We start from the raw sequence: 25,386 nt of genomic DNA, 5'->3' as shown, positions 1-25,386 counted from the left end.
AGAGGGTTCGCCGCACGCTCTGCAGCCCCTATTGTAAGGCTGGCAGCATCCATTTTCCCAGAATTGAAGACAATGTACTCGCTTTCCGATTTCGATTTCGACTTGCCGCCAGAGCGCATCGCGCAGCATCCGCTGCCTGACCGGAGCGCTTCGCGCCTGTTGCAGCTCGATGGCGACCAGATCACCGACCGCCATTTCGCGGACATCATCGACCAGCTGCAGCCGGGCGACCTGCTGGTCATGAACAATACCCGGGTGCTGAAGGCGCGCTTCTTCGGCGTCAAGGAAACCGGCGGCCAGGTCGAAGTGCTGGTCGAACGCGTGCTGGACAACCGCACCGTACTGGCGCAGGTACGGGCCTCGAAGTCGCCCAAGCCGGGCAACCGCATCCGCCTGGCCGACGCATTCGACGTGACCACCGGCGAGCGTGCCGGCGAATTCTTCACCCTGCATTTCGAAGGCGACGTGTTCGAGCTGATCGAAGCCCACGGCCGCCTGCCGCTGCCGCCCTACATCGAGCACAATGCCGACGAATTCGACGAGCAGCGTTACCAGACCGTGTACTCGAAGGAGCCGGGTGCGGTAGCCGCGCCGACCGCCGGCCTGCACTTCGACCAGCCGCTACTGGACCGCCTGGCCGAAAAAGGCGTCAAACTGGCCTACGTGACCCTGCACGTGGGCGCCGGCACCTTCCAGCCGGTGCGGGTCGAAGACCTGTCGGCGCACAAGATGCACTCCGAGTGGTACACGATTCCCGCGGCGACGGTGGACGCGGTGCGCGACGCGAAAGCGGCGGGCCGCGACGTGGTGGCGGTCGGCACGACCTCCCTGCGCGCGCTTGAATCGGCCTCGCAGTCGGGCGAGCTCAAGGCAGGCAGCGACGACACGGCGCTGTTCATCACGCCGGGCTACACCTTCAAGACCGTCACCCGCCTGATCACCAACTTCCACCTGCCGAAGTCGACCCTCATGATGCTGGTGTCGGCCTTTGCCGGCTACGACGAGATCCGCAAGGCTTACCAGCATGCGATCGCCAACGAATACCGCTTCTTCAGCTATGGCGACGCCATGCTGCTTACCACGCGTTCACGCTAAAGAACACCGATGCTCGAATTTACCCTTCTTAAAAAAGACACCAGCGGCCTGTCGCACGCGCGCCGCGGCCGCCTGAAGCTCAACCACGGCACCATCGAAACCCCGATCTTCATGCCGGTCGGGACCTACGGCTCGGTCAAGGCGATGGATCCGATCGAACTGCGCGAAGTGGGCTCGCAGATCATCCTGGGCAATACCTTCCACCTGTGGCTGCGCCCGGGCACGGCGGTGCTCGATAAATTCGGCGGCCTGCACAAGTTCATGGGCTGGGACGGTCCGATCCTGACCGACTCGGGCGGCTTCCAGGTGTTCTCGCTGGGCGCCATGCGCAAGATCACCGAAGAGGGCGTCAAGTTCGCCTCGCCGATCGACGGTTCGCGCCAGTTCCTGTCGCCCGAAGTGTCGATGCAGATCCAGCGCTCGCTGAACTCGGACATCGTGATGCAGTTCGACGAATGCACCCCGTACGAGATCGACGGCCGTCCGGCGACAAGCGAAGAAGCGGCCAAGTCGATGCGCATGTCGCTGCGCTGGGCCCAGCGCTCGATGAACGAGTTCAACCGCGGCGAAAATCCGAACGCGCTGTTCGGCATCGTCCAGGGCGGCATGTACGAGCACCTGCGCGACGAGTCGCTCGCCGGACTGGAAGACATCAACTTCCCTGGCCTGGCGATCGGCGGCCTGTCGGTGGGCGAGCCGAAGGAAGACATGCAGCGCATCCTGGCCCACGTCGGCCCGCGCCTGCCGGAAAACAAGCCGCACTACCTGATGGGCGTCGGCACGCCGGAAGACCTGGTCGAGGGCGTGGCCAATGGCGTCGACATGTTCGACTGCGTGATGCCGACCCGTAACGCCCGCAATGGCTGGCTGTTTACCCGCTTTGGCGACGTCAAGATCAAGAACGCCCGTTATAAAGATGATACGGCGCCGCTGGACGAGAGCTGCGACTGCTACTGCTGCAAGAACTTCTCGCGCGCCTATTTGCACCACCTGCACCGCTCGAACGAGATCCTGGGGGCGCGGCTCAATACCATCCACAACCTGCACTTCTACCTGAAGATCATGCAGGAGATGCGGGATGCGATCGATGCGGACCGGTTCAATGAGTTCAGGATTCAGTTCAGGGCGGATCGGTCGCGCGGGGTGTGAGCGGCTTATAGTGTAAGCGAGCGCTAACTGCTGAGCTGGAAAACTTGGGTTCCCGCCTGCGCGGGAAGTCGTTGCCGCCAGTGGCGGGAACGACGTGCTGAGGTACGTGGTCAAATGGGACTATGTTCTCTGCGACTGCCCTTGATTCGTCGTACGCGCCCCCGGCGCCTACGACTTCCCGCGAAGGCGGGAACCCAATTTACTTTGAAGAGCAGCTACCTTCGATTATTTTTCCTGCAACATCTTGCAATCCAGAATTGCAAACCTACATACCTCCAGATTGTCCCCGGCCCCATGGCCGGTGCTAGAATACACCGCTTATTTTTTAATCCTCACAATCGGAGTCCTTGTGTTCATTTCCAACGCGTACGCGCAAACCACCGCCGCAGCCGATCCTGGCCTGATGGGTAGCCTGACTACTTTCCTGCCGCTGATCCTGATGTTCGTGGTCATGTACTTCCTCATGATCCGTCCTCAGCAAAAGCGCCAGCGCGAGCTGAAGGCGATGATGGATGCGTTGACCAAGGGCGACGAAGTGGCGACTGCCGGCGGCATCCTCGGCCGCGTGGTCAAGGTGGCCGACACCTACGTGACGCTGGAAATCGCTACCGGCACCGAGATCGTGGTCCAGAAGAATGCAGTGGTGACGCTGCTCCCGAAAGGCACCCTGAAGGCCCTGTAAGCCAGTAAGCACACGCGGCCCCCGGGCCGCACCGTGCCTAACATTGAACGCTGGAACACTATGAATCGCTACCCCGTCTGGAAATATCTACTGATCGCCGTCGCGCTCCTACTGGGCGCGCTGTACACGGCGCCGAACTACTTCGGCGAGTCGCCGGCACTGCAGGTCACCACCGGTAAGTCGACGGTCAATATCACCAGCGCCACCGTCGGCCTGGTCGAAGATGCGCTCAAGCGCAACGGTGTTCCGGCCACCGCGGTCGGCCTCGAAGGCACCGGCAACAGCACCTCGGTGCGCGCCCGTTTCGCCAGCACCGACGCCCAGTTCAAGGCCAAGCTGGCGCTCGAACGCGACCTCAACCGCGACCGCGAAAATCCCGATTACATCGTCACTGTCAACCTGGTGAAGAACACCCCGACCTGGATGGAAAAAATCGGCGCCAAGCCGATGAACCTGGGCCTGGACCTGCGTGGCGGCGTCCACTTCCTGCTGCAGGTCGACGGCAAGGCCGTGCTCGACACCAAGGTGAAGGGCGTCCAGGCCGCCGTGCGCAGCCAGCTGCGCGATAAGAACATCCGCCACGCCGGCATCGAGCGCGTTGGCGACAGCATCGAAGTGCGCTTCCGCGACGCCCAGACCCGCGCCGCGGGCCGCAGCGCGCTGGCTTCGCAATACCAGGACCTGGCGTTTGCCGAGACCGCCGACGGCACCGAGTTGAAGCTGGTCGTCACCCTCAAGCCGGACGCGCTCAAGCGCACCGTGGAAGACGGCGTCAAGCAGAACATCGCCACCCTGTCCAAGCGTATCAATGAACTGGGCACCACCGAGCCGCTGATCCAGCAGCAGGGCGCCGACCGCATCATCGTCCAGCTGCCTGGCGTGCAGGACGTGGCGCGCGCCAAGGACATCATCGGCCGCACCGCCACCCTGGAACTGCGCATGGTCGATTCGACCGTGACCCCGGGCACCGAGCTGACCGCTGCCATCCCGCTGAACTCGGAACTGTTCACCGAAGGCCGCGGCGCCCCGGTCGTGGTGTCGAAGGACATCATCCTGACCGGCGACTACATCTCGAGCGCCGTCGCCAGCTTCGACCAGAACCAGCAGCCGGCCGTTTCCCTCGACCTGAACGGCGACGGCGGCCGCCGCATCCGCCAGGCTACCCGCGACAACGTCGGCAAGCGCATGGCGATCCTGCTGAAGGAAAAGGGCAAGTACAGCGTGCTGTCGGCCCCGACCATCCAGAGCGAACTGGGTTCGACCTTCCAGATCACCAACATGGGCACCTCCGAAGACGCCAACGAGCTGGCGCTGCTGCTGCGCTCGGGCGCGCTGTCGGCGCCGATGGAATTCATCGAGGAACGCGTGATCGGCCCGCAGCTGGGCGCCGAGAACATCTCGCGCGGCCTGCACTCGACCGTCTGGGGCTTCGTGGCGATCGCGGTCTTCATGATCCTCTACTACCACCTGGTCGGCTTCTTCAGCGCACTGGCGCTGGCGGCCAACGTGCTGTTCCTGCTGGCGCTGCTGTCGCTGATGCAGATCACACTGACCCTGCCGGGTATCGCGGCAATCGCGCTGGCGCTCGGTATGGCGATTGACGCCAACGTCCTGATCAACGAGCGCATCCGCGAGGAATTGCGCGCGGGCGCGGCGCCGCAGGTGGCGATCAACGCCGGCTTCAAGCACGCCTGGGATACGATTTTCGACTCCAACGTCACCACCCTGATCGTCGGCCTGGCGCTCCTGATCTTCGGTTCCGGTGCGATCCGCGGCTTCGCCGTGGTGCACTGCCTGGGCATCCTGACCTCGATGTTCTCGGCCGTGTTCGTGGCCCGTGGCCTGATCAACCTCTGGTACGGCCGCAAGAAGAAGCTGAGCCACATCTCGATCGGCACGGTCTGGAAAGAAGGTTTTACGCCTAATCAGCAACAAGCGACTCAGGAATAAAGATGGAATTTTTCAAGATCAAACGGGACATCCCGTTCATGCGTCACGCCCTGATCCTCAATGCGATCTCGGTGGTGACCTTCCTGGCGGCGGTGTTCTTCCTGGTGACCAAGGGCCTGCATTTCTCGGTCGAGTTCACCGGCGGTACCGTGATGGAGCTGCAGTACCCGCATGCCGCCGACCAGGAAAAGATCCGCACCACGCTGCGTGCGAACGGCTTCGAAGCCCCTGAGGTGACCAGCTTCGGCACCGCCCAGAGCGTGCTGCTGCGCCTGCCGATCGTCGAAGGCCAGGCCGCGGCCGGCACCTCGACCCGCGCCTTCAACGCCGTCTGCGCCTCGGAACAGGGCACGCCGAAGGTGACCCAGGTGACCACCGACAAGGGCCAGCAGGTCAACCGCACCAGCTGCGTCAGCGCGGCCGGCCAGGAACTGGTGAGCCTGCAGCGCGTCGAAGCCGTCGGCGCAGCGGTCGGCGACGAGCTGGCCCAGAACGGCCTGAACGCCCTGTTGATGGTGATCATCGGTGTGGTCGTCTACCTGGCGGTGCGCTTCGAATGGAAATTCGCCGTCTCGGCCATCATCGCGAACCTGCACGACGTGGTCATCATCCTGGGCTTCTTCGCCTTCTTCGAGTGGGAATTCTCGCTGACGGTGCTGGCGGCGATCCTGGCGGTGCTGGGCTACTCAGTCAACGAATCGGTCGTCATCTTCGACCGAATCCGTGAAATGTTCCGCAAGCAGCGCAAGATGAGCGTGGAGCAGGTGATCGACCATGCGATCACCAGCACCATCTCGCGTACCATCATCACCCACGGTTCGACCCAGATGATGGTGCTGTCGATGCTGTTCTTCGGCGGCCACGCGCTGCATTATTTCGCCATGGCGCTGACCATCGGCATTTGCTTCGGTATTTATTCCTCGGTGTTCGTCGCCGCGGCCCTGGCCATGTGGCTGGGCGTCAAGCGCGAAGACCTGATCAAGCCGGTCAAGGAAAAAGACGAGACCGACGGCGCCGTGGTCTGAAACCCGACCGTGTCAAAAAATGCCGCCCGGCCCCTGCCGTGGCGGCATTTTTTACATCCAGATCAAGGAATGTGACAATTTGGCTGTTTATGTGTGGTAACGCACAGAGTAGGCTGGGCCCGACTCCTATAGTGGACCTGTCTCTTTCAGGACATCCCTAGTTTTGGACTTCACCCGCTCCCCAACCGGAGCGGGTTTTTTTTGCCCGATTCACGGCTGGAGGTAGGCTGCCCACAATGCATTGGACAAGCGCCCGCCTGGGTCGACCCTGCGTTTGATTTCCCGCAATTGCTGTGGTAGTAGCGGCCGCCGAAGGCCAGGGCGGTCTCGATCATCTCGCGGGTCCAGTCGCCGGCGCGGCGCTGCGCCTCGGCGTGGGTGCGCTGCTTGTCATAGACCAGAAGGAAACACCTCTTCCTTCGCCCGTGGCAGCAGCGCAATGGTATGCGCATAGGCGGCGAAGTGCCGCACTGGGTGACATATTCCTGCAGCACATAGGCCGTACGGGGCAAAAAAAAGATCAGGAAGAGAATGCTGTAAGTGAATCAGCGCACGGAGCGCACCCGGCGCAGGCCCTATAGTGGAACCGTCTCTTTCAGGACATCCCTAGTTTTGGACTTCACCCGCTCCTCATCGAGCGGGTTTTTTTTCGCCTCCGCGAAAATATCCCGGCATTGCGTTTTTGTGTGAATCAACGCACCGAAGCAGGCTCATCGAACCCCTATAGTGAAAGCGTCTCTTTCAGGACATCCCTAGTTTTGGACTTTGCCCGCTCCCATCGAGCGGGCATTTTTTTTTGACCTGTTGGTCAAATGGTCACGCTAGAGCAGGGCGGTGGTCAGGCTCTTTACTTCGTCGGCCGATTCGGCCAGCACCTGGGCCAGGGTGCCTTCGCCGATGGTGAAGTCGATAGTGGCGGCCGAGTCGAGCGTGCTGGCGCCAGGGCGGATGCGCAGCGGAGAAGGGAAGGGGGCCAGATCCTTGGCCAGCAGCAGGGTGTCGCCCAGGGTTTCCGGCGGCAGCGCGCGCATGCCGTTCCACAGCGCCTCGATGGCGCCCATCACCGGCACCGGCACGCCCAGCTTGAGCAGCACGCCGCGGCCGATCGCCACCTGGCCATGTTCGATCCATTCCTCGGCGCAGTCGTCCGCCAGGCCAGGGAATTCCTCGGCGCGCGAGAGCAGGTAGAAGCCGCCGACCTCGTGCACGATGCCCGCGAACATCGCGGTTTCCGGGTCGACAAAGGAGACGCGACGCGCGATCACCTGGGCCAGCGCGGCCACGTGGGCCGAGTGGATCCACAGGGCGTCGGCCTTGGCGCGCAGGTCGGGGTCGGCGATTTCGCTGGCCAGCTGGCGCACGATGACGGAAGCGGCCAGCGCCCCGAGGGTGCGGAAACCGACCCGCTGCACGGCCGCGCGGACGTTGGTGACGTCGTGGCCGGCGCGGTTGTAGGCCACTGAGTTGGCGATCGCCACGGTGCGTGCCGCCAGCAGGGGCTCGGCCTGCACCAGGCGCGCCGCCATCTCGGTATGGCAGTCGGGCTCGCCCAGCGCGCGCTGCAGCTTGAGCGTCGCGTCGACGTTCGTTGGAAAGCTGAGTTCGCCACGGCTTGCCTCGGCGGCGATGCTCTTGAGGGCAGTGAGTCGGTCCATCCAAAAATTATACCCCTATCGCCACGTCCGGCAATGCGGAAGTTGCTTAGGGGCTATTTTAGGCTTCGCCGAAGATGGCGTCGCAGCCTTCCCTTTGTTCTTCGGTATCCTGCAGTTCGTCGACCAGGCCGAGGTCGAGCAGCTCTTCGGTCGCGTTCATGAAGCTGTTGAGCTTGGTCGCGCCGATGAGGCGGTAGATCTCGCCGGCTTCGTTGCGCACGCCGATCAGCATGGCTTCCTGCCTGACTTCGTCCAGCGGAGCGACGTCCAGCAGGATGTTGCCGATGATGTGCTTGTCAAAATGGGCAGGCTTTTTGCCTTCGATCAGGGATGTTTTCAAGGCAATTCCTTTGCTTGTGGAGAGTGGGGAGGAACGCCGGCGGCGATCTGGTCACGCAATCTGCGCAGCACGCTTTCCAGTGCGTCGAAGTCGGCCTCGCCATACTGTGCGAACAATTGCTTGCCGTGCGCGACGACCTTCGGGAACACATCGGCGAACACCCCTTCGCCTGCGGGGCTCAAGCGCACGAAGAAGGAGCGCTTGTCGTCGCTGCTCTGTTCGCGCAGCACCAGGCCTTTCTGCTCCAGCCGTTCGATCACGCCGGTGAGCGTGCCCTTGGTGATCAGGGTGCGCTCGCCGAGTTCCTTGTAGCTCATGCCGGGCGTGTTGCCCAGCGTGGCAATGATATCGAACTGCGCGTGCGTCAAGCCGTGCTGGCGCACGGACTCGCCGGAAAAACGCTCGAAGCCTTGCATGCACTCGGCCAGCAGCCGGACACTCTTTAAATATCGTTCCCCCATGGGGCAGGATTATAGCTGGCCACCGCGGTTTTGCCGGATCGGCATGTGCGGCGGACGGAACGGCGGGAAATGGTCTCCGATGTTCTCCGGTATGATGTCGGGCCATGCGACCCGCCCGAATCCGACCCGATGCAGCCTGCTGACCTGTCCCAACTGGCACAGGAACGGCCGCTGCGCGTGCTGCTGGTGAATGCGGGCGAGCCGGACATGCTGACCTGGTCCGGCCTGGTCCAGCCGTTGCGCCTCGCGGCCAAGCTGCTGGGCCCGGAGCTGCTGCACGTCGACGTGCGCAGCCCCGACAAGTTCAGTGCCGACGCCGGACGCCACTGGCACCTGGTGCTGCTGGTGGCGGACGAGGCCGAGGCCGCCCTGAAGCCCGCCAACTGCCGCGCCCTGGTCGAGCGCTGCCGCGCGGCGCCGTTCTGGGGCGGGGTCGGCGCCGGCGTCTTGTGGCTGGCCGACGCCGGCGCGCTGCACGGCGTGCGCACCGCGCTGCCCTGGGCGCTGTATCCGGACACCAACGCGCTGGCCGAGCAGGCCCTGTTCACCCCCAACCTCTACGAATTCGACCGCAACCGCCTGACCTGCTGCGGCGGCGCGGCCAGCATCGACTTCGCCCTGACCCTGGTCGAGACGATCTTCGGCGCCACGGTCCAGGCGCAGGTGAAGGAAATCCTGTGCGTGGACCGGGTGCGCGGCAAGGACGAGCGCCAGCGGGTCGCGCTGCAGGCCAGGTTCGGCACCTTGCAGCCGAAGTTGACCGAGGCAGTGGCCCTGATGGAAGCCAACATCGAAGAACCTCTGTCCACCGACGAGATCGCCGGCCTGGCCGGGATTTCGCGACGCCAGCTGGAGCGCCTGTTCAAGCAATACCTCGGCAGCCTGCCATCGCGCTACTACCTCGAACTGCGCCTGCAGCGGGCGCGCAAGCTGCTGCTGGAGACCAACTACTCGATCGTGCAGGTAGGGCTGATGTGCGGGTTTTCGTCGGGATCGCACTTTTCGACGGCATTCGGGGCGCTGTTCGGGAACACGCCGCGTGAGGAACGGCAGCGTAAGCTGGGACAGTAGACTCAGCATTCCTCTTTGCTTCCTTACACCATTCGCCTCAGCACGTCATTCCGGCGAAGGCCGGAATCCAATTCGCTTGAGCGGTGTCGGCGCTTCGCGGACGCGTGGTGACTGGCATGGAAAATTGGGTACCGGCCTGCGCCGGTACGACGAGCTAACGATGCCGGTTGAGGCTAGTTGCGATTCCCATAATATTTCTCCGACTAAAAACGAAAATCCCTGTCGCAGTTCTGCAAGAACTTGTCAGGATGGGTTTCTATAATGGCTCGAACCTGCGCGGCATGTGGTCCGCGCACAACCGACTATTGATGAGGAAGAAGCCATGAACGCAAAGCTTGATTCGGGTGTCACCACGCGGCCTGTCACTCGGCAGACCTTCGACGAAGTCCTCGTCCCGACCTACGCCCCGGCCGCGATGGTGCCGGTGCGCGCTGCGGGCCTGGACCTGTGGGACCAGGAAGGCAAGCAGTATCTGGACTTCACCTCGGGCATCGCCGTCTCCAGCCTGGGCCACTGCAATCCGCAGATCGTCGCCGCCCTGACCGAGCAGGCCAACAAGGTCTGGCACCTGGGTAACGGCTACACCAACGAGCCGGTGCTGCGCCTGGGCCTGGCCCTGACCGAAGCCACCTTCGCCGACCGCGCCTTCTTCTGCAACTCGGGCGCCGAAGCCAACGAAGCAGCCCTGAAGCTGGCCCGCAAGTACGCCCACACCAAGTTCGGTCCGCACAAGTCGCGCATCGTGTCCTTCCTGTCGTCCTTCCACGGCCGCACCCTGTTCACCGTCTCGGTGGGCGGCCAGCCGAAGTACACCGAAGGCTTCGAGCCGCTGCCGCAGGAAATCAACCACATCCCGTACAACGACATCGAGGCCGCGCGCGCCGCCATCACCGACGACGTCGCGGCCGTGATCGTCGAGCCGATCCAGGGCGAAGGCGGCGTGATCCCGGGCGACCACGCCTTCCTGAAGGCGCTGCGCGAACTGTGCGACCAGACCGGCGCGCTGCTGGTGTTCGATGAAGTGCAGTCGGGCGTGGGCCGTACCGGCGCCTTCTACGCCTACATGGATACCGGCGTCACCCCGGACATCCTGACCTCGGCCAAGGCCCTGGGCAATGGCTATCCGATCGGCGCGATGCTGACCACCGAGGAAATCGGCAAGCACTTCAACGTCGGTTCGCACGGCACCACCTACGGCGGCAACCCACTGGCGGCCACCGTCGGCCTGAAGGTGGTCGAGACCATCAACCAGCCAAGCTTCCTGGCGCGCGTGAAGGAAGCGAGCAGCAAGATCTTCGCCAACCTCGAGAAGCTCGCCGGCGAGTACCCGCAGCTGTTCGGCAAGCCGCGCGGCCAGGGCCTCCTGATCGGCCTGCCGATGGCCGGCGAATACAAGGGCCGTTCCAAGGACTACACCAAGGTCTGCGAAAAGCTCGGCCTGATGCTGCTGATCGCCGGTCCGGACGTGGTGCGCCTGGCGCCGGCGCTGATCGTGTCGGACGAGCAGATCGCGCAAGCCGACCGCCTGATGCGCGAAGCCGTCGAAGCCTTCATCGCGGGCTGATCCCCAGCCTGCCTGCGGCCGGCCAATCCTTCGGGTGCGGCCGGCTTTGCCGTTTTGAGTTGAACCGTTTGCTCCATCTTAGGGAGTTCGCATGTATGTAGTTCGTCCGGTAGAGCGCGGAGATATCGGCGCCCTCGAGGCACTGGGGGCGGTCTCGATCCCCGGCGTGCACACGCTGCCGCGCACGCGCGAGGCCATCGTCGCGGCGGTCGAGCGCTCGATCGCCTCGTTCGCCGCCCACGTCGACATCCCGAGCGAGGAGTCCTACCAGTTCGTGCTGGAAGACCTGCGCACGCATGAGGTGGTCGGCACCTCGTCGATCCACGCCTCGGCCGGCTCGAACGGCACCTATTTCGCCTTCCGCAACGACGTGATCCAGCAGGTGTCGCGCGACCTGAACATCAGCCACAGCGTGCACGCGCTGACCCTGTGCTCGGAACTGACCGCGTATTCGCACCTGTCGGGCTTCTACATCCGCAACCGCGACAGCGCCGGCCTCGAGGCCGCGCTGCTGTCGCGCGCGCGCCTGCTGTACGCCGTGCTGGCGCCGCAGCGCTTCGGCGACCGCTTCTTCGTGCCGCTGGCCGGCGTCACCGATGGCGAGGGCCAGTCGCCGTTCTGGAACGCGCTGGGCCGCAAGTTCTTCAAGATGGACTTCCTCGACGCCGAGCGCGTCATCGACGGCGCCCGCAACCGCACCCTGATCGTCGAGCTGATGCCGCACTATCCGGTCTACGTGCCGCTGCTGCCGGGCGACGCCCAGGCCGCGCTCGGCCAGATCCACCCGAGCGGCCAGCTGGCCTTCAACCTGCTGACGGAAGAAGGCTTCGAGGCCGACGAGTACATCGACATTTTCGATGGCGGCCCGATCCTGCAGGCCCACAAGAACGCGCTGCGCTCCGTCTGCGCGTCGCAGCTGCGCCAGGTCGAGAACGCCGGCCGCGCCGCCGGTTCGGACGAGCTGGTCACGTATGCGGTGGCCACCAGCGAAGCGAACTTCCGCGCCGTCATCACGTCCTGCCCGCCGGTCGATTCGGCGCAGGCCATCTGCCTGTCGCGCGACGCCCAGCAAGCGCTGGGCGTGTCCGCCGGCGACAGCGTTACCTGCGTGCGCATCTGAGAGAGGAACCGATGCTCGTAATCCGTGCAGTGAAAACCGACGACCTGGACGCCCTGATCGAGATGGCGCGCCAGGCCGGCAGCGGCATGACCACGCTGAAACCCGACCGCAAGATGCTGGGCGACCGTGTCGCCACCGCGGTGGCCTCGTTCGACGAAAGCATCCCGCCCGAGCAGCGCGACTACATGTTCGTGCTCGAGCACACGGGCGACCGCAGCATCGCCGGCGTGTGCGCGATCAAGGGCGCGGTCGGGCTCACCGAGCCGTTCTACAACTACCGCATCGGCACCCTGGTGCACTGCAGCCGCGAACTGAACGTGTTCACGCGCATGGAGACCCTGTACCTGTCGAACGACCTGACCGGTGCCTCCGAACTGTGCTCGCTGTTCCTGCTGCCCCAGTACCGCGCCGGGTTCAACGGCAAGTGGCTCTCCAAGAGCCGCTTCCTGTTCATCGCCCAGTTCCAGCAGCTGTTCACCGAAAAGATCATCGCCGAGATGCGCGGCTTCCAGGACGAGAACGGCGTGTCGCCCTTCTACGAAGGCCTGGGCCGCCACTTCTTCAAGATGGACTTCGACCACGTCGACGGCCTGACCGCGATCGGCAAGAAGTCCTTCATCGCCGAACTGATGCCGCGCCAGCCGCTGTACGTCGACTACCTGCCGGAGTCGGCGCGCGAAGTGATCGGCAAGGTCCACACCTCGACCCAGCCGGCGCGCAAGCTGCTGGAAAACGAGGGCATGCACTACGAAGGCTATGTCGACATTTTCGACGCCGGTCCGGTGCTGCAGGGCCGGGTGTCCGAGCTGCGCGCAGTGCGCGACAGCGTCTTGGCTATCGCCGAAGAAGGACACGGCGAGGGCGAGACTGAGCACCTGCTGGTGTCGAACACCAAACTGACCGATTTCCGCATGATCCTGACCCGCGGCGTGCCCGGCGCCGCCCGCATTGCACTGTCGGCCCAGGAGCTGTCGCAGCTGCACGTGCAGGCGGGCGACGAAGTACGCACGCTGCCCCTCAACACAAGGAAGAACGCGAATGCCTAATCTCTCGAACTACATCGGCGGCGAGTGGCTCGCCGGCAGCGGCGCGGAGCTGGCCACGATCGATCCGTCGACCGGCAAGCAGACCTGGACCAGCAATGCCTCCACTGAGGAAGACGTTGCGCGCGCAGCCACGGCGGCTCGCGATGCCTTCGAAGCCTGGGCCCTGACGCCGCTGGAAGAACGCATCGCCATCTGCACCCGCTTCCGTGACCTGCTGAAGGAGCACAGCGAGGAACTGGCCGGCATCATCGCCGAAGAAGTGGGCAAACCGCTGTGGGAAGCGCGTACCGAAGTGACAACCATGGCGAACAAGATCGACATCTCGGTCCAGTCCTATGGTGCCCGCACCGGCGAGCTTGCTTCAAAGGTCGCCGACGGCAATGCCGTGCTGCGCCACCGCCCGCACGGCGTGTTCGCCGTCTACGGTCCGTACAACTTCCCGGGCCACCTGCCGAATGGCCACATCGTGCCGGCCCTGATCGCCGGGAACACCGTGGTGTTCAAGCCGAGCGAATACGCGCCGCGCACCGCGGTCAAGACCGTGCAGCTGTGGGAGCAGGCCGGCCTGCCCAAGGGCGTGCTGAACCTGGTCAACGGCGGCCGCGACACCGGCGTGGCCCTGGGCCAACAGCCGGATATCGACGGCATCCTGTTCACCGGCAGCAGCCAGACCGGCATGGCCCTGCACAAGCAGTTCGGCGGCAAGCCGGGCAAGATGCTGGCGCTGGAAATGGGCGGCAACAACCCGCTGGTGGTATGGGATATCCCGAGCGATCCGAAGCTGCTCGACGCCGCCGTGCACCACGCCGTGATGTCGGCCTTTATCTCGGCCGGCCAGCGCTGCACCTGTGCGCGCCGCCTCATCATCCAGGATTCGCCGCAGGCCCAGGCCTTCCTCGAGCGCCTGGTGCAGGTCGCATCGACCCTGCAGGTGGGCCCGTCGAAGGCCGAGCCGCAGCCCTTCATGGGACCTGTAGTCTCCGCAGCCGTCGCCGCCCGCCTGGTGCAGGCCCAGGCCGACATGGCCGCAAAAGGCGGCAAGGTGCTGTTGCCGATGAAGCAGCTCGACCCGAACGCAGGCTTCGTCACGGCCGGCATCGTCGACACTACCGACGCGCAAGGCATCCCGGACGAAGAGTGGTTCGGCCCGCTGTTGCAGGTGATCCGCGTGAAGGATTTCGATGAAGCCCTGCGCGTCGCCAACGCCACCGAGTACGGCCTGGCCGCGGCGCTGCTGTCGCCGTCGGAGGCGCTGTGGAAGCGCTTCTCGGTGCGCGCTCGCGCCGGTATCGTCAACTGGAACCGCCCGACCACCGGCGCGGCCAGCTCGGCCCCGTTCGGCGGCGTCGGCAAGTCGGGCAACCATCGCCCGAGCGCCTATTACGCCGCCGATTACTGCGCCTACCCGGTCGCCTCGATCGAGACGGCGGAACTCGAACTGCCGGCCAAGCTGTCGCCGGGCCTGACCTTTTAAACTATGCGTATCGCTCGCGAATACAACTTCGACGGCCTCGTCGGCCCATCCCACAACTACGCCGGCCTCTCGTTCGGCAACGTCGCTTCGTTCAGCAATGTGCGGAGCGCTTCCAACCCGCGCCAGGCCGCCCTGCAGGGCCTGGCCAAGATGCGCGAGCTGGCGGCACGCGGCTTCGCCCAGGCGGTGATGCCGCCGCAGGCGCGGCCCAACTTCCGCCTGCTGCGTCGCATCGGCTTTTCCGGCACCGATGCCGACGTGCTGGCGCGCGCCTGGCGCGAAGCGCCGGTGATCCTGGCTTGTGCCTATTCGGCCGCGCCGATGTGGACCGCCAACGCGGCCACCGTCAGCCCGTCGAGCGACACGCTGGATGCGCGCGTGCACTTCACGCCGGCCAACCTGAACAACAAGCTGCACCGCTCGGAAGAATACGTGCAGGCCACGCGCATCCTGCGCGCCATCTTTGCCGATTCGAGCCGCTTCGTGGTGCATGACGCGCTGCCGCCGGTGCCGGCCTTCGGCGACGAGGGTGCGGCCAATCACACGCGCTTTGCCAGCGCCCACGGCGCCCCCGGCGTCGAGTTCTTCGTCTACGGCCGCGCCGAGTTCGACCCGTCGGCCCCGAGCCCGAAGAAATACCCGGCGCGCCAGACCCTGGAAGCCTCGCAGGCGGTGGCGCGCCTGCACGGCCTGGACCCGGCGCGCACCGTGTTCGCCTCGCAGAACCCGGACGTGATCGACCAGGGCGTGTTCCACAATGACGTGATCGCGGTCGGCAACGGCAACGTCCTGTTCTACCACGAGCAGGCCTTCTTCGACGAAGCCCTTACCCTGGATGCGCTGCGCCGCGCCATGGCCAGCGTCGACACCGACCTGGTGCCGGTGCGGGTGGCCTCTAGCGACGTGCCGGTGGCCGACGCCGTCGCCAGCTACCTGTTCAACAGCCAGCTGCTCACCAGGCCGGACGGCCGCATGGCGCTGGTGGTGCCGCACGAATGCCGCGAGAATGCGGCGGTCGCGCGCTTCCTGGCGGAGACGGTGGCGGGCAGCGGCCCGATCGACGAGCTGATCGAGTTCGACCTGCGCCAGAGCATGCGCAACGGCGGCGGGCCTGCCTGCCTGCGCCTGCGCGTCGCCCTCACCGAGGATGAGGCGCAGGCCATGCACGGCGGCGTGATCATGACCGAAACCCTGTATGCGCAGCTGGTGGCCTGGGTCGAGAAGCACTACCGCGACCGGATCGAGCCGAAGGACCTGGCCGACCCGCAGCTGGCGATCGAATGCGCAGCCGCTCTCGAGGAACTGGAACGCATTCTCGGTCTGCCGGGTCTTTACGACCTGTCGTAAGCCTGCTGCACACGCACATGCATGGCGGGTGACCCGCTGCGAAGGGCATGTTCTAATAACGGATTGTCGCGCCCCGTAATAAAAGGCGCACGCGGAATTCGGACGGGACACCCCCGTCCATATAAAGCCAGGGCGGCGCGAAGCCATAAGCCAGAAGCGCCCCGGGCACACAAACTTTGGAGAAGTAACATGAACGACATGTCTCAAGATTTGCGCAACCAGACGCTTACCCTGGTCAACGCAAACCAGCCCGCCGGCGCCAATGCGCAGGTGAGTAGCCTGATCAGCGCCTGGCTCGGTTCCCTCGACGACGAAGACCTGGCCGGCACCGCGCCGCGCAGCCTGGCGCCCGTGCTGTGGGAAGGGTTCTCGCAGCTGGCCCAGCGCAGCGGCACCGGCTGCCAGATCGCCACGATGCGCTATTCGGACGGCCGCGGCGGCATGGCGACTGCCCTGCTGATCCTGAACGAGGACATGCCTTACCTGGTCGATTCCTTTGTCATGGCCCTGCGCAAGGAGCGCCAGACCGCCAGCGGCGTGATGAACGCCGTGCTGCCGGTGCGCCGTGACGCGAACGGCCTGGCAAGCGCCGTCGGCGAAGCCGGCGCGCCGCTGGAATCGATCGTGCTGATCCTGATGAGCGACGAGCTCGAATTCTCCGAACTGGATGCCCTGACCGCGCGCATCCGCATGGTTGCCAACGATGCCGCCACCGTGCACCGCGACGCCGTCAAGATGGCCGACCGCATGACCGCGGTGGCCGCGGCCGCCGCCCAGGCCGGCACTCCGGAAGGCCAGGAAGTGGCCGCCTTCCTCGAGTGGGCCAAGAACGAAGGCTTCGAGCCCTTCGGCTACGCCTACTACATGGTGAAGGAAGGCGTGCGCGAACTCGAACGCGACATCCCGAGCCGCATCGGCGTGCTGGCCGACACCACCCACCCGGTCTACGGCACCTGCCTGGCCAATATCCCGGGCGACTTCGAAACCCTGTCGCGCCGCGCCGACACCCTGTCGATCGTGAAGGCCGACGTCGAAGGCACCCTGCACCGCGACCAGCCGCTCGACTTCATCGGCGTGCGCAACACCGATGCCCAGGGCAAGATCCTGGGCGAGCACTGCTTCGTCGGCCTGTTCACCCGCGCCGCCACCGCGACCCCGCTGGCGCGCCTGCCGTTCGCGCGCGGCCGCGTGGCCAAGGTGCTGTCGATCGCCGGCGTGCGCCAGGAAGGCTTCCGCGCCGAGAAGTTCGTCGAGATCCTCGAGTCGCTGCCGCGCACCGAAGCGCTGGAAGCCGACCCGGAATGGCTGGCCCAGGTGTGCTCGTCGGTGGTCTCGCTGTACAAGCAGCCGCGCCCGAAAGTGTTCGCGCGCCGCGACGTGTATGCGCGCCACCTGAACGTGCTGGTCTACCTGCCGCGCGAGCGCTACAGCGCCGCCGTGGCGTCCAGCCTGGCCGCCGCCCTGAAGGACAGCTCGGGCGCACGCGAGGTGCGCGTGCAGACCCTGGTGGCCGACGGCCCGCTGGCGCGCGTCTACCTGATCGCCCAGGCCGCCCGCTACCCGCTCGACCTGGAAACCGACATCCAGCAGCCGCTGCTGGCCGTGCTGGATGGCTGGCACGACCGCTTCGCCGCCATTTCGAACACCATCGAAGACGCCGGCATGCGCAGCAGCCTGCGCAAGCTCGGCGCCAACCTGCCGGTCAGTTTCGTCACCAACACCGCGCCGGAAACCGCCTTCCGCGACCTGCAGGCCGTGCTCAAGAACGGCCTGAAAGACCGCGTGGCCGTGCGCGTGGAGCCGGGCGACGACGCCAACGGCATCGACGCCTCGATCCGCATGTACTCGGGCGAGACCGTGCCTTCGCTGTCGCGCATCCTGCCGGCCCTGCAGAACGCCGGCATCGCGGTCGACCGCGAGCAAACCTGGAGCATCAAGAACCCGGACGGCAGCATCCACAACGTGACCGCGCTGGCCGTGGACGACGAGAGCGGCGCCAAGCTGGTCAAGCCGGGCATCATCCCGGTGGCCGAAGAGCTGTTCACCGCGCTGTTCAACAACGAGGCCGAAGACGGCCGCATGAACGGCCTGACCATCGAAGGCGGCCTGTCGCTGCGCGAAGTGCAGCTGGTGCGCGCCTACATCAGCTACTGGCGCCAGCTCGGCTCCAAGTTCTCGGTGCGCTACATGGCCGAGACCCTGCGCACCCAGCCGGCCCTGGTGAAGGAATTCGTCACCGGCTTCCTGCTGCGCTTCGATCCGAAGCTGGGTGACTCCGAGCACAGCACCGGCACCGCCAAGCTGGCAGCATTGAAAGCCGGCCTGTCGACCGTGAACCACGCCGACACCGAGGAAATCATGGCGGCCCTGGTCGACCTGGCCCTGGCCACCGTGCGCACCAACTACTTCCAAAACGACGGCGAAAAGATCATCTTCAAGGTCGACACCAGCAACCTGGCGCTGGCGCCGGAGCCGCGTCCGTACCGCGAGATCTACGTGTTCTCGCGCCGCTTCGAGGGCGTGCACCTGCGCGGCGGCCCGGTCGCCCGTGGCGGCCTGCGCTGGTCGGACCGCATGGAAGACTACCGCACCGAAGTGCTGGGCCTGGTGAAGGCGCAGATGGTCAAGAACGCCGTCATCGTGCCGGCCGGCTCGAAGGGCGGTTTCGTGTGCAAGCAGATGCCGAGCGGCGCCCCGCGTGAAGTGGTGGCGGCGGAAGGCGAAGCCTGCTACCGCGAATTCATCGCCAGCCTGCTGGAAGTGACCGACAACCGCGTGCGCGGCGCCATCGTCCCGCCGGAGAACACCGTGCGCCACGACCAGGACGATCCCTACCTGGTGGTGGCCGCCGACAAGGGCACCGCGACCTTCTCGGACATCGCCAACAGCATCGCCGTCAAGCGCGGCTTCTGGCTGGGCGACGCGTTTGCCTCGGGCGGCTCGAACGGCTACGACCACAAGAAGATGGGCATCACCGCCAAGGGCGCGTTCGAAGCCGTCAAGCGCCACTTCTACGAACTGGGCCACGACATGAGCAGCACCCCGGTGACCATGGTCGGCGTGGGCGACATGTCGGGCGACGTGTTCGGCAACGGCGTGCTGCTGTCGCGCCAGCTCAAGCTGGTGGCAGCCTTTGACCACCGCCACATCTTCCTGGACCCGACTCCGGATGTCGCAGTGTCGTTCAAGGAACGCGAGCGCATGTTCGCGCTTCCAAGGTCGTCGTGGGAAGACTACGATAAAAGTCTGATCTCGCAGGGCGGCGGCGTGTTCCCGCGCACCGCACGCTCGATCGAGCTGACTCCGGAAGTGCGTGCTGCCCTGGACATCAAGGAAACCTCGCTGTCGCCGGAAGAGCTGATGCACCGCATCCTGCTGGCGCCGGTGGACCTGTTCTACAACGGCGGCATCGGTACCTACATCAAGTCCTCGAGCGAGACCCACGCCCAGGTGAAGGACCGCGCCAACGACCGCATCCGCGTCAACGGCAACGAACTGCGCTGCAAGGTGGTGGCGGAAGGCGGCAACCTGGGCGCGACCCAGGCCGGCCGTATCGAATTCGCCCTTGCCGGCGGCCGCATCTTCACCGATGCGATCGACAACTCGGCGGGTGTGGACTGCTCGGACCACGAAGTCAACATCAAGATCTGGCTGGACACCGAAGTCAATGCCGGCGAACTGCCTGAAGCCGACCGTAACCGCGTGCTGAACGAGATGACCGGTGCGGTGGAAGACCTGGTCCTGCGCGACAACACCCTGCAGACCCACCTCCTGACCCGCGAAGCGCAGGCGCAGGCTACCGCCTCGGTGGTCGATGGCTACGCCGCATTGATCACGAACCTGGAATCGGAAGGCGCCGTCAACCGCGAGCTGGAACAGCTGCCGAGCGATACCGAGCTGCAGCGCCGCAAGGCACTGGGCCTGGGCCTCTCCGCGCCGGAGCTGGCAGTGGTCATCGCCAACGTGAAGAACCGCTTCAAGCGCACCCTGTCGGCCATCGACCTGACGGGCGAGACCTGGGCGGATTCGCTGCTGCGTCCTTACTTCCCGGCCCAGCTGGTCGCCACCCGCGATCCGCTGAAGCACCCCCTGGCCAACGCCATCCTGGCGACCGTGCTGGCCAACGAAGCGGTCAACCGCTGCGGTCCGCTGATGCTGCGCGACCTGGCTGCCGAGCACCGCGTCGACGAGACCGAAGTGGTCAAGGCCTGGGCGCGCGCCTGGTCGGCGCTGCACCTGGCGCCGGTGTTCGACGCGCTCGACGCCGATGCGCTGAAGGTCCCGCGTGACGTCTCGATGGCGGTCGACGCGCGCACCCGTGCGCTGCTGCGCGCCGTGATCGAAGGCGTGCTGTCGCTGCCAGCCGGCACCGATGGCATGAACGAGCTGTCCACGCTGTTCGGCCAGGCCGAGCAGCTGCGCGGCCTGAGCCCGGCCCGTTCGGAAGCCGACGGCCACAGCGGCCTGCCGTCCACCTTCACCGCGGCCTGGAAGGCGGTCGAGACCATCGAGTCGCTGGCCACCTTCCTGTTCGCTGCGGTATCGGTGCAGCGTCCGGCCGGCATGAGCCTGGCCCAGTTCCTGCAGGTCGGCATGGCGCTGCGCCAGCAGGCCGGCATCGACACGCTCGAGCGCGGCCTGAAGCTGCCGGCGCAGAGCAAGTCGCAGGAACAGCTGCGCAACTACGCAATGCAGGCCCTGCGCCGCACCCAGCAGCGCCTGCTGCTGCAGGTGATCGAGCGTGCCGGCCAGGGCGGCGACCCGCTGGCAGCCGTCAAGCAGGTCACCGAAGCGCGCGGCCTGACCGGCTTCGCACAGCCGGTCGAGCTCGAGCAGGCCATGCTGGACGTCTGGGCGCTGTCGGAAGGTTCGAGCCCGGACCGTCTGGCTGCGTAAGCGGATGAGCGGCGCTGACAACGCTGCGCTGCCGGAAGCGGTGCGCGCACTGGCCGAAGCTGATTTCGGTGCAGTCGCGCAGCGCTTCGCGGAGGCTGGCTTCAAGGTCAGCCTGCCGGCTGCAGGCATCCTCACGGTGAAGGCGGATGTTGGTGATGCAGCCCGTCCCGCCGTGCTGGTGTCGGTGGGCGTGCATGGCGACGAGACCGGACCGATCGAGATGGTGGCCTGGCTGATCGAGGCCCTGTCGCGCACCCCGCGCGAATTGTCGGTGGACCTGATGCTGTGCGTCGGGAACATCGACGCGATCGCGCAGGGCAAGCGCTTCATCGATGCGGATCTGAACCGCATGTTCCGCGCAGACCGCGGCTCGCTCGCCTCTGCTTTCGAGGCGGCGCGGGCCGATGCGCTCATCGCCGCTACCTGCGCCTTCTTCGAGGGCGCCGGAGCGCAGCGCTGGCACCTCGACCTGCACACGGCGATCCGGCCTTCGCACTATCCGATGTTCGCGATCGTGCCCGAGATCATTGCCGACGCACCGCGCAAGCTGCTCATCGACTGGCTGGGGGAGGCGGCGATCGGCGCCGTCATCATGAACCCGAAGTCGGTCGGCACCTACAGCTACTACTCGTCGGAGCACCATGGCGCCGCAGGCAGCACCGTGGAGCTGGGGCGGGTCGGGACGCTGGGGCAGAACGACCTGTCGCAGTTCGCCGATGCCTCGAAGGCGCTCGACCGCCTGCTGCGCGGGCAACCGGCGGGTGTGGTCAAGGCTGCGCCGCACGTGTTCGCGACGGCAAGGCAGGTGATCAAGCTGTCCGATGCCTTCAGCATGTCGGTGGGGCGCGAGACCTGGAACTTCACGCCGATGAAGAAGGGCGAGGTGATTGCGACGGATGGCGATACCGTGTATCGCGTGGAGCATGACGAGGAGCTGGTCGTGTTTCCGAATCCGGATGTGCGGGTTGGCCTGCGTGCGGGCTTGATGGTTACGCGCATCGGCTGACGCATCGGCTGAATTAGGGCAAGCTCGCAGCACCCAAATCGTCCTGGCGCTAGACTGGGGCCTTTGCATCTCGCGGAGGCCTCATGTCCAGCATGCTTTTCTCCCCAGTCACCCTGGGTCCCCTGCAACTCCCCAATCGCATCGCCATCGCGCCGATGTGTCAATACTCCGCCGTCGACGGCCTGCCGGCCGACTGGCACATGATCCATCTGGGCGGCCTGGCCCTGTCCGGCGCCGGCCTGCTCATCATCGAAGCGACGGCCGTCACGCCAGAAGGCCGCATTTCGCCGGATGACCTGGGCCTGTGGTCCGACGCGCATCAGGAAGCCTTGACACCCATCATCGCCGCCATCCGGCGCCATTCGCCGATCAAGGTCGCCGTCCAGCTGGCCCATGCCGGCCGCAAGGCCTCGAGCGAGGTGCCGTGGGAAGGCGGCGCCAATATTCCACCTGGCCAGCCGCGCGGCTGGCAGACCGTCGCTCCTTCGAGCCTGCCCCACGCGGAAGGTGAAACCGTGCCGCTGGCGCTCGACCGCGAAGGCCTGCAGCGCATCCGCGACGGCTTCGTGCAGGCTGCCCGCCGCGCCCATGCGCTCGGCTTGGACGGCATCGAGCTGCACGGCGCCCATGGCTACCTGCTACACCAGTTCCTGTCGCCCCTCTCCAACACGCGCGAGGACGACTACGGCGGTTCGCTCGAGAACCGCATGCGCTTCCCGCTGGAGGTCTTCGACGCCGTGCGCGCCGCCGTGCCGAAAGAGATGGCGGTGGGCATGCGGATTTCGGCCACCGACTGGGTCGAAGGCGGCTGGGAGATCGAGCAGAGCGTGCGCTTCGCGCGCGAGCTGCAGGCGCGCGGCTGCGACTTCATGCACGTTTCCAGCGGCGGGTTGTCGCCGCTGCAGAAGATTCCCGTGGCTCCGGGCTACCAGGTCGAGTTCGCGCAGCGCATCAAGGCGGAGACCGGGATGCCGACCATCGGCGTGGGCCTGATCACCGAAGCGCAGCAGGCGGAAGACATCCTGCAGCAGGGCCAGGCCGACGTCATCGGACTGGCGCGCGCCATGCTGTACGACCCGCGCTGGCCATGGCATGCCGCGGCCCAGCTGGGCGACCAGGTGTTCGCGCCGCCGCAGTACTGGCGCTCGCAGCCGCGCGAATACAAGGAGCTGTTCGGTAGTACGCGCCTGGGGCAGCGCTAGCCGACGCGTCGGCGTTCGCGCCGCCCAGGCGCAGCTCAGCCGGCATTTTTTGCAGCCTGTCGCATGGAGGAGGCAGCAGGGTGGGGTGCTTGTTAGAGTGGCATCTGTCAACAACCACACAGGATTCATGCCATGCGTTCGCTCATTGCCCTTGCCACCCTCGCCGCCGTCGCCTCCCTGAGCGGTTGCGCCATCATCGTCGCCCCAAATGACGGTGACGTGCGGATGCACACGGTGTTCAGCAGCGGCGCGGTCGAAGGCAACGGCATCGCCGCGCGCGACCAGCGCCAGGTGGCGGCGCATGGCCAGCTCGACGTGAGCGGTTCGATGCTGGTCGAGGTGCGGGTCGGCCCGGCGCCTTCGCTGCTGGTCGAAGCCGACGGCAACCTGCTGCCCTATATCCGCACCGAGGAGCGCGGCAACACCCTCAAGATCTACAACGAGCGCCAGCTGCGCAGCCAGACCCCGGTGCGCATCGTCTACACCACGCCGCGCCTGAGCGACGTGAATGCCTCCGGCTCCGGCCAGGTTGTGGTGCGCGACCTGAACGGCGCGCCGCTGGAAGTGCGCAAGAGCGGTTCCGGCCAGGTCCGCCTGGCGGGCAAGGTGGATAGCCTGCTCGCGCGCGTGAGCGGCTCGGGCGTGCTCGATGCGGGTGAACTCAAGAGCGCCAGCGCCGACCTCGGGCTGTCGGGCTCGGGCCGCATGAACATCGGTGAAGTCCGTGGCGACTACCTGCGCGCCAGCGTGTCCGGTTCGGGCGTGCTGCAGGCCGGCGGCACCGTGCGTTCGCTGAACGCCCGCGTGGCCGGTTCCGGCAGCGTGGACCTGGCCGGCCTGTCGACCCAGGACGCCGACCTGGCGGCCGACGGCTCGGGCGGGATCCGCGCCACCGTCAAGCAGTCGCTGATCGCCCACGGCGGCGGCTCGGGCGGCATCCGCGTGTATGGCCACCCGGCGCAGCGCAGCGTCAGCGGCCGCAACGTGCACCTGATCGACTGACATCCGTAGGGTGGGCGGCTTTGCCGCCCACGCGGTGATACGTAAAGCGAGGGAAGCTTAGAGCAGGTTGTCCAGCAGGTCCGGACCGAACACCTCGCGGTGCAGGCGCGCCGCCGGGGCTCCTGCCGCCAGCAGGGCATTCCACTGCGCCTGCATGAAGGGCAGCGGACCGCACAGGTAGACGTCGGTCTCTCCGCGCGGCCACGAAGGCAGGCGCGCCAGGTCCATCTTCCCTTTCAACACGCCGGCTGTATCCTCTTCCTCGTAGAACGTCACCACGTTCAGGTGTGGCATGCGCGCCTTGGCATTGGCAATGTCATCCTGGTGCGCGTGGTGCGCCGCATGGCGTGCGGCGTGCGCGAAGATCACGCGGCGCCCAGGGTTCACCGCCGCGATGCGGTTCAGAGCCGCGATCATCGGCGTGATGCCGATGCCCGCCGACAGGAACACCACCGGCTCGTTCGATTCGGTATCGGGCAGGAAGTCGCCGAACGGGTGGGTCACCTGCAGCAGGTCGCCCACATTCACGTTCTGGTGCAGCCAGGTCGACACTTCGCCCGCGGGATGTGCGCCCCCATCCTCGCGCTTGACCGAGATGCGCAGGCTGTCCTTGCCGTTGGCGTCCGACAGGCTGTACTGGCGCAGCTGGCGGTGGCCGTCGGCGAAGTCGACCGCCACGCTTACATACTGGCCCGGCTTGAACGGGGGCAGGGCGGCGCCGTCCGCCGGAATGAGCCGGATCGAGATCACGTTCTCGCTTTCGCGCTTTACTTCCGTCACGCGCATGGCCCGGGTCTCGCCCGGCTGCACACCGGCTTCCTCGTACATCTTCGCTTCCGCATCGATCAGCAGGCGCGCGAGCGACGTATAGGCCTCTTCCCAGGCCTTCAGAAGCGGCTCGGTGGCGGCGTCGCCCAGCACCGACTTGATTGCGCCGAGCAGGTGATGGCCAACGATCGGGTAGTGGTCGGCGCGGATGCCCACCGACGCGTGCTTGTGCACGATGCGGCTTACCACCGGCCCTAAAGCCGCGGCGTTGCCGATGTTGGCCGCGTAGGCAAACACCGCCGAGGCCAGCGACTGCTGCTGCACGCCGCTGGTCTGGTTACCCATGTTGAACAGGTTCTTCAGCCCGGGATGGGCGTCGAACATGCTGCGGTAGAAGGTGGTGGTGATGGCCAGGCCGTGCTCGCGCAGGACCGGGACGGAGGCGTCGATGTAGGGACGTGAAGCGTTCGAGATCATGATGGGTTTCCTTATTGATGCATTAGATATGCATGTTTAAAGCCAAAAAATGGTCC

Annotated in this window: 19 protein-coding genes; 15 read left to right on the top strand and 4 right to left on the bottom strand. The window is 65.8% G+C overall.

All coding sequences use genetic code 11. The features are described 5' to 3' along the window. Nucleotides 1-72 precede the first annotated feature (72 nt). From queA to secF, 5 genes are all read left to right on the top strand, one after another. On the top strand, nucleotides 73-1,095 hold the full coding sequence (queA, locus tag LK539_RS23420) for a tRNA preQ1(34) S-adenosylmethionine ribosyltransferase-isomerase QueA (protein WP_227803480.1): 1,023 nt from the start codon (nucleotides 73-75) through the stop codon (nucleotides 1,093-1,095). A gap of 9 nt (nucleotides 1,096-1,104) precedes the next feature. Next, complete coding sequence (tgt, locus tag LK539_RS23415; protein WP_227803479.1) at nucleotides 1,105-2,244, top strand: tRNA guanosine(34) transglycosylase Tgt; 1,140 nt, start codon at nucleotides 1,105-1,107, stop codon at nucleotides 2,242-2,244. A gap of 349 nt (nucleotides 2,245-2,593) precedes the next feature. Further along, a complete protein-coding gene (gene yajC / locus LK539_RS23410; RefSeq protein ID WP_227803478.1) occupies nucleotides 2,594-2,926 on the top strand; it encodes a preprotein translocase subunit YajC in 333 nt (110 codons plus the stop codon). Nucleotides 2,927-2,986: 60 nt separating this feature from the next. Then, nucleotides 2,987-4,876 (top strand): protein translocase subunit SecD, encoded by a 1,890-nt coding sequence (secD, locus tag LK539_RS23405; RefSeq protein WP_227803477.1) that lies wholly within the window; start codon nucleotides 2,987-2,989, stop codon nucleotides 4,874-4,876. A 2-nt stretch (nucleotides 4,877-4,878) separates the two neighbouring features. Continuing rightward, on the top strand, nucleotides 4,879-5,901 hold the full coding sequence (gene secF / locus LK539_RS23400) for a protein translocase subunit SecF (protein ID WP_227803476.1): 1,023 nt from the start codon (nucleotides 4,879-4,881) through the stop codon (nucleotides 5,899-5,901). Nucleotides 5,902-6,722: 821 nt separating this feature from the next. On the opposite strand, the gene LK539_RS23395 is transcribed toward secF, so the two are convergent. The 3 genes from LK539_RS23395 to LK539_RS23385 are packed head-to-tail and all read right to left on the bottom strand — an operon-like array spanning nucleotide 6,723 to nucleotide 8,312. Then, nucleotides 6,723-7,556 carry an HDOD domain-containing protein gene (locus LK539_RS23395; RefSeq protein ID WP_227803475.1) on the bottom strand — a complete coding sequence of 278 codons (834 nt, stop codon included), beginning with the start codon at nucleotides 7,554-7,556 and terminating at the stop codon, nucleotides 6,723-6,725. Between the two features lie 58 nt (nucleotides 7,557-7,614). Then, nucleotides 7,615-7,896: a hypothetical protein gene (locus tag LK539_RS23390; RefSeq protein ID WP_227803474.1), complete on the bottom strand. Its 282-nt coding sequence runs from the start codon at nucleotides 7,894-7,896 to the stop codon at nucleotides 7,615-7,617. Continuing rightward, nucleotides 7,893-8,312, bottom strand: a complete 420-nt coding sequence (locus LK539_RS23385; RefSeq protein ID WP_227803473.1) for a MarR family winged helix-turn-helix transcriptional regulator — start codon at nucleotides 8,310-8,312, stop codon at nucleotides 7,893-7,895. The genes LK539_RS23390 and LK539_RS23385 overlap by 4 nt, the downstream gene beginning before the upstream one ends. Nucleotides 8,313-8,486: 174 nt before the next feature. Here LK539_RS23385 and LK539_RS23380 point away from each other — a divergent pair, with 174 nt between their 5' ends. The 10 genes from LK539_RS23380 (at nucleotide 8,487) to LK539_RS23335 (ending at nucleotide 24,085) form a co-directional block, all read left to right on the top strand. Continuing rightward, nucleotides 8,487-9,428: a GlxA family transcriptional regulator gene (locus LK539_RS23380; protein ID WP_227803472.1), complete on the top strand. Its 942-nt coding sequence runs from the start codon at nucleotides 8,487-8,489 to the stop codon at nucleotides 9,426-9,428. Nucleotides 9,429-9,750: 322 nt separating this feature from the next. Further along, nucleotides 9,751-10,992: an acetylornithine/succinylornithine family transaminase gene (astC, locus tag LK539_RS23375; RefSeq protein ID WP_227803471.1), complete on the top strand. Its 1,242-nt coding sequence runs from the start codon at nucleotides 9,751-9,753 to the stop codon at nucleotides 10,990-10,992. A gap of 91 nt (nucleotides 10,993-11,083) precedes the next feature. Next, nucleotides 11,084-12,112 (top strand): arginine N-succinyltransferase, encoded by a 1,029-nt coding sequence (locus LK539_RS23370; RefSeq protein ID WP_227803470.1) that lies wholly within the window; start codon nucleotides 11,084-11,086, stop codon nucleotides 12,110-12,112. 11 nt (nucleotides 12,113-12,123) lie between these two features. Next, nucleotides 12,124-13,158, top strand: a complete 1,035-nt coding sequence (astA, locus tag LK539_RS23365) for an arginine N-succinyltransferase (protein WP_227803469.1) — start codon at nucleotides 12,124-12,126, stop codon at nucleotides 13,156-13,158. After that, the gene (astD, locus tag LK539_RS23360; protein ID WP_227803468.1) at nucleotides 13,151-14,632 is read left to right on the top strand and encodes a succinylglutamate-semialdehyde dehydrogenase; all 1,482 of its coding nucleotides are present in this window, start codon (nucleotides 13,151-13,153) and stop codon (nucleotides 14,630-14,632) included. Before astA ends, astD begins: the two co-directional genes overlap by 8 nt. Nucleotides 14,633-14,635: 3 nt before the next feature. Then, on the top strand, nucleotides 14,636-15,979 hold the full coding sequence (gene astB / locus LK539_RS23355; RefSeq protein ID WP_227803467.1) for an N-succinylarginine dihydrolase: 1,344 nt from the start codon (nucleotides 14,636-14,638) through the stop codon (nucleotides 15,977-15,979). A gap of 189 nt (nucleotides 15,980-16,168) precedes the next feature. Continuing rightward, on the top strand, nucleotides 16,169-20,875 hold the full coding sequence (locus LK539_RS23350; protein ID WP_227803466.1) for an NAD-glutamate dehydrogenase domain-containing protein: 4,707 nt from the start codon (nucleotides 16,169-16,171) through the stop codon (nucleotides 20,873-20,875). Nucleotides 20,876-20,879: 4 nt separating this feature from the next. Next, entirely contained in the window at nucleotides 20,880-21,881 is a 1,002-nt protein-coding gene (locus LK539_RS23345) for a succinylglutamate desuccinylase (RefSeq protein WP_227803465.1), read from the top strand. A gap of 83 nt (nucleotides 21,882-21,964) precedes the next feature. Continuing rightward, nucleotides 21,965-23,083: an NADH:flavin oxidoreductase/NADH oxidase gene (locus LK539_RS23340; protein ID WP_227803464.1), complete on the top strand. Its 1,119-nt coding sequence runs from the start codon at nucleotides 21,965-21,967 to the stop codon at nucleotides 23,081-23,083. A 132-nt stretch (nucleotides 23,084-23,215) separates the two neighbouring features. Next, nucleotides 23,216-24,085: a head GIN domain-containing protein gene (locus LK539_RS23335; protein ID WP_227803463.1), complete on the top strand. Its 870-nt coding sequence runs from the start codon at nucleotides 23,216-23,218 to the stop codon at nucleotides 24,083-24,085. A gap of 57 nt (nucleotides 24,086-24,142) precedes the next feature. On the opposite strand, the gene hmpA is transcribed toward LK539_RS23335, so the two are convergent. After that, nucleotides 24,143-25,330 carry an NO-inducible flavohemoprotein gene (gene hmpA / locus LK539_RS23330; protein ID WP_227803462.1) on the bottom strand — a complete coding sequence of 396 codons (1,188 nt, stop codon included), beginning with the start codon at nucleotides 25,328-25,330 and terminating at the stop codon, nucleotides 24,143-24,145. Nucleotides 25,331-25,386 lie beyond the last annotated feature (56 nt).

Origin of the sequence: Massilia sp. IC2-476 (assembly GCF_020707295.1) — a bacterium.
In the GTDB taxonomy this organism is placed as follows: domain Bacteria; phylum Pseudomonadota; class Gammaproteobacteria; order Burkholderiales; family Burkholderiaceae_D; genus Telluria.
Note: the sequence above shows the minus strand (reverse complement) of the source record. Positions and strands in the feature narration are given on the sequence as shown.

Excerpts from the sequence above, each read along its gene's own strand:
- LK539_RS23380 (WP_227803472.1), top strand. The coding sequence starts at position 8,487 with ATGCAGCCTGCTGACCTGTCCCAACTGGCACAGGAACGGCCGCTGCGC.
- LK539_RS23370 (WP_227803470.1), top strand. The coding sequence starts at position 11,084 with ATGTATGTAGTTCGTCCGGTAGAGCGCGGAGATATCGGCGCCCTCGAG.
- queA (WP_227803480.1), top strand. The coding sequence starts at position 73 with ATGTACTCGCTTTCCGATTTCGATTTCGACTTGCCGCCAGAGCGCATC.
- astA (WP_227803469.1), top strand. The coding sequence starts at position 12,124 with ATGCTCGTAATCCGTGCAGTGAAAACCGACGACCTGGACGCCCTGATC.
- astC (WP_227803471.1), top strand. The coding sequence starts at position 9,751 with ATGAACGCAAAGCTTGATTCGGGTGTCACCACGCGGCCTGTCACTCGG.
- hmpA (WP_227803462.1), bottom strand. The coding sequence starts at position 25,330 with ATGATCTCGAACGCTTCACGTCCCTACATCGACGCCTCCGTCCCGGTC.
- astB (WP_227803467.1), top strand. The coding sequence starts at position 14,636 with ATGCGTATCGCTCGCGAATACAACTTCGACGGCCTCGTCGGCCCATCC.
- LK539_RS23350 (WP_227803466.1), top strand. The coding sequence starts at position 16,169 with ATGAACGACATGTCTCAAGATTTGCGCAACCAGACGCTTACCCTGGTC.
- LK539_RS23395 (WP_227803475.1), bottom strand. The coding sequence starts at position 7,556 with ATGGACCGACTCACTGCCCTCAAGAGCATCGCCGCCGAGGCAAGCCGT.
- LK539_RS23340 (WP_227803464.1), top strand. The coding sequence starts at position 21,965 with ATGTCCAGCATGCTTTTCTCCCCAGTCACCCTGGGTCCCCTGCAACTC.
- secF (WP_227803476.1), top strand. The coding sequence starts at position 4,879 with ATGGAATTTTTCAAGATCAAACGGGACATCCCGTTCATGCGTCACGCC.
- LK539_RS23335 (WP_227803463.1), top strand. The coding sequence starts at position 23,216 with ATGCGTTCGCTCATTGCCCTTGCCACCCTCGCCGCCGTCGCCTCCCTG.
- tgt (WP_227803479.1), top strand. The coding sequence starts at position 1,105 with ATGCTCGAATTTACCCTTCTTAAAAAAGACACCAGCGGCCTGTCGCAC.
- LK539_RS23345 (WP_227803465.1), top strand. The coding sequence starts at position 20,880 with ATGAGCGGCGCTGACAACGCTGCGCTGCCGGAAGCGGTGCGCGCACTG.
- astD (WP_227803468.1), top strand. The coding sequence starts at position 13,151 with ATGCCTAATCTCTCGAACTACATCGGCGGCGAGTGGCTCGCCGGCAGC.
- secD (WP_227803477.1), top strand. The coding sequence starts at position 2,987 with ATGAATCGCTACCCCGTCTGGAAATATCTACTGATCGCCGTCGCGCTC.
- LK539_RS23385 (WP_227803473.1), bottom strand. The coding sequence starts at position 8,312 with ATGCAAGGCTTCGAGCGTTTTTCCGGCGAGTCCGTGCGCCAGCACGGC.